4 protein-coding genes are annotated in these 6,260 nt (G+C 69.1%); all 4 read right to left on the bottom strand.

Annotated elements, in window-relative coordinates; all coding sequences use genetic code 11:
• Positions 1-159: 159 nt before the first annotated feature.
• Positions 160-2,367 carry an RICIN domain-containing protein gene (locus QEZ54_RS14850; protein ID WP_281305170.1) on the bottom strand — a complete coding sequence of 736 codons (2,208 nt, stop codon included), beginning with the start codon at positions 2,365-2,367 and terminating at the stop codon, positions 160-162.
• A complete protein-coding gene (locus tag QEZ54_RS14845; protein ID WP_281305169.1) occupies positions 2,367-4,262 on the bottom strand; it encodes an RICIN domain-containing protein in 1,896 nt (631 codons plus the stop codon). The genes QEZ54_RS14850 and QEZ54_RS14845 overlap by 1 nt, the downstream gene beginning before the upstream one ends.
• 389 nt (positions 4,263-4,651) lie before the next feature.
• The gene (locus QEZ54_RS14840; RefSeq protein ID WP_281305168.1) at positions 4,652-5,677 is read right to left on the bottom strand and encodes a LacI family DNA-binding transcriptional regulator; all 1,026 of its coding nucleotides are present in this window, start codon (positions 5,675-5,677) and stop codon (positions 4,652-4,654) included.
• A gap of 251 nt (positions 5,678-5,928) precedes the next feature.
• Positions 5,929-6,159, bottom strand: coding sequence for a hypothetical protein (locus QEZ54_RS14835; RefSeq protein WP_281305167.1), 231 nt, complete (start codon positions 6,157-6,159; stop codon positions 5,929-5,931).
• Positions 6,160-6,260: the final 101 nt, after the last annotated feature.

Below are 6,260 nucleotides of genomic sequence, written 5' to 3'. Positions count from 1 at the left end.
CCGCGAGAACACGGAACTCATGAATCCTCCAGGGCTGGATCTATGTGATTGGTGCCGTAGTGCCGTTCCAGGGCAGGGCTTCCGCTTCCGCCAAGCCTTCGGCCCGGCGGAAGTCCGGCCACCCGAGAGAGGGGTCTCAGGCGGCCGGCGGCCGGTCTCTCAGGGACCGGTGGTCAGGTAGACCACGTTGTTGGACGAGTTCGCGGTGCCGCCGGTGTTGTTGATGACCCGGGCGATGGTGCCCGTGCCGCCGAGCGAGACCGTGACCATGTCGCGGAACGTGGTGCCGCTGGCCGGGACCTCGAAGGCCCGGTCGGCGACGACCGCGGGGTTGACGTTGAAGTAGCAGTAGCTGCCCAGCCCCCACGCCTGGTGCGACGTGACGGAGTTGGCCACCTTGTACGCCGCGTAGCCCCGGGTGGACCCGTTCATCCAGGCGGCCTGGTTCGGCGGGTCGTAGGGCATCTCGTTCTGGAAGAAGTACGTGCGGCCGCCGTTGCCGTTCCAGATGACCTGGTACTTCTGGTAGTGCTCGACGAACAGGCCGTAGAACACGATGTTGTTGCCGTTGACGATCAGGCCGGTGTCGGCGGTGTTGGTGCTCCAGCCGACGCCCGAGCCGTGGTCGGCGCGCCAGATCCAGGTGTGGTCGCCGATCACGTCGTTGCTGTTGATGACGAGGCTGGTGTTGGCCTTGCCGACCCCGGCGCCGCCGATGCGGAAGAACACGTCGTGCAGCGAGGTCGGGTTGGCGGCGTGGCTCGCCGTCGACCCGGCCGGGCCGACCTGCATCAGGGTGGCCGAGCTGGTGCTGCCCGCGTCGATCAGGACGCCGGCGACCTTGACGCCGTCGACGTCGGCGACCGACATCGCCATCACGCCGTTGTCCGGGATGATCGTGGCCAGGCCCAGGCCCAGCACGACCGTGTCGGCCCGGGTGATCCGGATGGTGTCGTTGACGTGGTACACCCCCGGCGTGAACAGCAGGTTCTTGCCGCTGGCCAGCGCCGAGTTGATGCTCGCGGCGGTGTCGCCGGACTTGACGACGTAGAACGTGCTGATGGCCAGCGAGCTGCCCGGCGCGCTGCCGCCGGCCCAGCTGGTGCCGGTGCTGTTGCTGCGCAGCGACGGCACGAACACCTGGTAGGCGCCCTGGCTGTCGACGTACAGGAACGGCTTCTCGCGGACGACCGGGGTCGAGCCGACGTTGGTGTAGGGCGGGCTCGGGAACGTGTTGCCCGGCGCGCCCTGCGTGCCGACGAACACCATGTTCCAGTTCGAGCCGGTCCAGCTGCCGAACTGCGAGTTGCGCGAGATCCACTGCTGCTGGGTGCCCGAGTTGACCTGACCGTCGACCTTCACGTCGGAGAACCAGCCGCCGCTGGCCCAGCCGCCGTCGTCGAGCAGCAGGTTGCCGCGCACGTGCATGCGCCGGTACGGCGCCGCCTGCGACACGGCCCAGCGGTCGGTGCCGCCGTTCGGGGTGACCGACAGGTTCTCCGCACCGCGCCAGAAGTTCTGGGTGGCGTTGTTCGGCGGGAACCAGTCCGCCTCCACGTGCACGGCGCCGTTGATGTTCACCGCGTCCGGGGACAGGCCCAGGCCCAGGACCTGGGTGTAGAAGCCGACGTTGACGTCGACGTTGTAGCTGCCCGGCTTGAACAGCAGCGCGTACCGCTGGGTGCCGAACTGGTTGCTGACCTGGCCGTTGAAGACGCTGTTGAGCTGCGACTGGATCGTCGAAGCCGACTGCGACGGGTCGAAGATCCGCACGTTCGGGCCGAGGTCGGGGTTGTTCGGGTTCGGCGGGACGGTGCTGGTCGAGGGCTGCGGGCCGCCGACCGGGTTGAGGTAGAACGACTGCGCGCCGGTGCCGTTGCAGGTGTACTGCACCAGCTGCACGCTGTCGGCCGTCGAGGCGGCGGGCACGTCCAGGCACTTGCCGCTGAGCCGGCTGACGAAGTGGTACGCCCCGTCGGCCTCCTGCACCGGCAGCCACTGCTGGTTGTTGCCGCCGCCGTAGAGCCACAGGTGGATGGCGGCGTTGTCGGCGGTCGACACGTTGGAGACGTCCCAGACCTGGTTGACGTTCGGGGCGACCCCGGCGCGGAAGTAGCCGCCGCTGGTCGCGTCGAAGCGCCACTGCTGCGCGGTGCTGCCGTTGCAGGCGTACTGCTGCACGGCGGTGCCGTTGGCGGTCGCCGCGGAGCGGGCGTCCACGCACTTGGCACTGTTCTTGTTGACCACCGTGTAGGTGGTGCCGGAGGTGACCGCGGCCTGGGCGGCCGGGGCGGCGAGCACGACCATGACGGCCGCGCCGACCAGCGTCGATACGGCGACGCTGCCGATGAGGAGGCGGCGGTTCATCAGTTCAACGTCCACTTCTGGTTGGCGCCGGTGGTGCAGGACCAGATCTGCAGCCGCGCCCCGTCGGCGGAGCTGTTGTCGGTGACGTCCAGGCAGGTCCCCGAGTAGGTGTTGACCAGCTGCTGGGTGCTGCTGTTGTACGTCCACTTCTGCGAGGTGCCGGTGTGGCAGTCCCACAGGTGCACCTTGGTGCCGTTGGCCGAGCTCGGGCCGACGATGTCCATGCACTTGCCCAGCGAGCTGATCGTGCCGTCGGCGTTGCGGGTCCACTGCTGGGCCGTGGTGCCGTTGCAGGTGTACAGCTGGATCGCGGTGCCGTTGGCGGTCGCCGCCCCGGCCACGTCGACGCACTTGCCGGCCAGGCCGGTGATGGTGCCGCCGCCACCGCCGCCACCACCGGTGCCCTGGGTGCCGGACCAGGTGAAGGTCGCGGTGGTACGGGCGGGCAGGGTGTAGACGAAGGACTGGTTGCCCCAGTTGACGCGTACCGACTGCGCCGACGTGCCGCCGTTGTGCGCGATCAGGGCCTTGGAACCGTCCGGGTTCTTCCACGCCACGTTCTGCACGGTGCTGTTGGCCGACGAGTCGATCCGGTACGCCCCCGGCTTGACGAACTTCGTCAGGTGGCCGGTGGTGTAGTACTCGATCGTGTAGTCGACCTGCCCGGCGCGCGAGCCGCCCTCCTGCACGGTGATCAGACCGGTGCAGGTGCCGCAGCCGCCGTTGTGCGGGCCCATGTTCTGGTTCAGGGCCAGGCTCCACTTGACGACGCTGCTGCTCCAGTTGCGCGTGTAGTTGACGATGTCGGCCATGTCCTCGTTGTGCTGGTTGCCGATCCAGGTGCCGCCCGAGTGCTCGGTGCTGAACTGCTTGACCGACGGGTAGCTGTTGTGCACAGAACTGCCGGTCGACGGGTCGCCGAAGTACCCGTGCCAGGCGATGCCGCCGAAGTTGGCGTCGTTGCGGATGCCCGCGTCGGCCAGGGTCGGGGCGCTCATGCTGGCGTAGTCGCCGTAGTTCCAGTCGTGGATCAGGACCTTGGTGGACAGGCCCGCGCTGCGCAGCGCCGGGTAGACGTTGTTCTTCGTCAGCTCGATGAGGCCGGAGGAGTTCCAGCTCATACCCGGGTAGTCCATCGCGGTCGGGTTGCCCGACTGGCAGCAGTTGGGCTCGTTCTGCACCGACAGGTAGTTCACCGGCGCCCCGGCGGCCTGGTAGGTCTGCAGGTACTTGACCATGTACTGGGCGTAGAGCGAGTAGTACTGCGCCTTCAACCAGCCCATCTGGTCCATCCGGCCGTTGTCCTTCATCCAGCCCGGCGCGCTCCACGGCACGGCCATGATGCGCAGCGCCGGGTTGAGCTGCTTGGCCTGGACGGTCAGCAGGCGGACGTTGGTGTCGTACCCGTTGCTGCCGAAGTCGTTGAGGTCGCAGCAGGTGTCGTCCAGCGACACGTTGCCGGGCCGGGACAGGTCCGAGGCACCGATCGGGTTGCGCACGAATGACAGGCCGATGCCCGAGGTGGGCGAGAACAGCTTGGCCATCACCGCGTCGCGGGTGGCCGCGCTGACCGGGCCGCCGCGCAGCAGGTACGCCGTGGTGTCGGTGATGGACGCCCCAGCCCCCTCGAACTGCTGGTAGGTGGTGTTCTCGTTGACGGTGACGGTCTGGTTGGCGCTGCCGCCCGCGGGACCGAACGCGATGTTCGCCTGCTGCTGCAGGCCCCGGGTGACCGTGCGGCCACCGGAGTCGGAGGTGGTGGTGAGCCAGATGCTCACCGGCTCGCCCGCCGCCTGCGCGGGCGGGGCGACGAGCAGTGCGGCCGCCAGCAGGGCGGCGGCGCCGGCGGCGGTGGCCGCACCGGCGGTGGTCCAGCCTGATCGGGGACGGAACAAGGCGGGACCCTCCTTTCGACAAGCCATGGCGGTGCCATGAGTGGCTGGGGTTGCGGGCCGGGTGGGCGAGGGGGCACCCGCCTGACCCGGCCCGGAGTTTCCTGTGCAGCCGTGCCTTGTACACCCAGAGACGTCGATGTAACTGATGAAACAAAATGATTGACGCTCTGTTGACAGCACTGAAACATACGGCCACATGCCTGTCAAGGCGCCGTTTCCGGGCTCTCGGACCGTCGCAATAGGCCGATTTGCCGGTGAAACAAAATGAAACTTGAGACCTGCCTGCCGCAACTCAGCGGGCAGCAGGGCGCGGCCGAGGGTCTATGGCACCCCGGCGCGAATATGCCAACTTTGTTTACGACTAACGCGGCGCGGCCTGACGGAGCGGGCTAGCGCGGCGCGGGCGCCGTCGAGTCGCGGATGACCAGCTCGGTGCCCAGCGACACGTGTACGGCCTCCAGCGTGTGCCGCTCCAGCATGCGCATCAGCATGGTCACCGCCATCCGGCCCATCTCCTGCAGCGGCTGGCGCACCGTGGTCAGCATCGGCGTCGTCGCCCGGCTCACGTCGATGTCGTCGAACCCGGCCACCGACAGGTCCTGCGGCACCCGCAGCCCCCGGTCGGCGGCGGCGGCCAGCGCCCCCACCGCCATCTTGTCGTTGAACGCCACCAGCGCCGTCGGCCGCTCCGGCAGGTCCAGGAGCTCCCCCGCCGCCAGGTAGCCGTTGGCCGTGTTCGGCTCCGGCACGTGCCGCACCAGCTCGGCCGTCGGCAGCACCCCGGCATCGGCCAGCGGCGCCACGTACCCGGCCATGCGGGCGTCGTTGGCCAGCCACTCCTGCGGGCCGCCGATGATGCCCACCCGCCGATGCCCCAGCTCCACCAGGTGCGACATCAGCCGCCGCGCGCCCGCGAAGTGCGCCGCCGACACCGTCACCACGTCGCGCGGCGGCGACGAGCGCGGGTCGATCACCACGAACGGGAACTGCTGGTCACGCAGCAGGACCAGGTCCTCAAGCGGGTCCGGCGGCAGGATCAGGATCGCGCCCGCGACGTCGGGGCGCTCGCTCAGACCCGTCAACACCCGCACCGGCTGCGCCGCCTCGCCCGCGTTCAGCACCAGCTGGCGGCCGTGCAGCTCCAGCGTCTCCGCGATCGAGCTGACGATGATCCCGAAGTAGTCGGTGAGCACGTACGGGCAGCGCACGTAGATCGCGCCCGAGGCGGCGGGCGGCTCCGGGCGGCGCACCGGGGCACGGTCGCCGAGGCGCTGCACCGCAGCCAGCACCAGGTCACGGGTGTGCGGGGCGACGTTGGTCGCCCCGTTGAGCACCCGGGACACGGTCGCGATGGACAGGCCGGTCTCGGCGGCCACGTCGCGTACGGTCGCCCGTACCCCCGCCGTCCTAGCCACACCGACCTCCCGCTCCCGACACGCCGCCATCATGGCCGCCCACCCCCACCCCGCGCCAGCGACCCCCTCCCCACCGCGCGTCGCCGCGTCCCCGCGTCGTGCAGCGGTTGATCGTGCAGTTTCGGGGAAAGTGCTCGAATCCGGCCCAAGATTCCAGCACTTTCCCCGAAACTGCACGACACCTCCGGTGAAGTGGGGCGCGTGCGTGGTAGTTGCGACCCACGGCACGCACGCGCCCCGGTCTTATGCGCTCATCCGCGCAGGTACGGGCGCAACAGCCGCGGCGGCTGGTCGCCGAACCAGTTCTCGTAGTGCACGATGAGCCGGCCGCCGTACACCCGCTCGTCGCACGGGTGCGTGCGGCCGCAGTGACGGCAGCAGCCGCTGCCGTCGCGCCGGTGAAGACCGATCAGATGCCACCCGCGATCAGCCTGGGACTGCGCGTAGCGACGGAACTCCTCCTCGGCGATCGGCGTGTCCATCGCATACCTCCACCAGCCCGTATTCGAGTCGACACCCTAATCGCGGCACTCCACATTGGTCACAGATTAGGTTTTCGCACACCGACTACGCGGCGTCCGGC

It is taken from the genome of Catellatospora sp. KI3 (genome assembly GCF_029948125.1).
GTDB lineage: Bacteria > Actinomycetota > Actinomycetes > Mycobacteriales > Micromonosporaceae > Catellatospora.
This window is presented reverse-complemented; position numbering and strand designations above follow the sequence as displayed.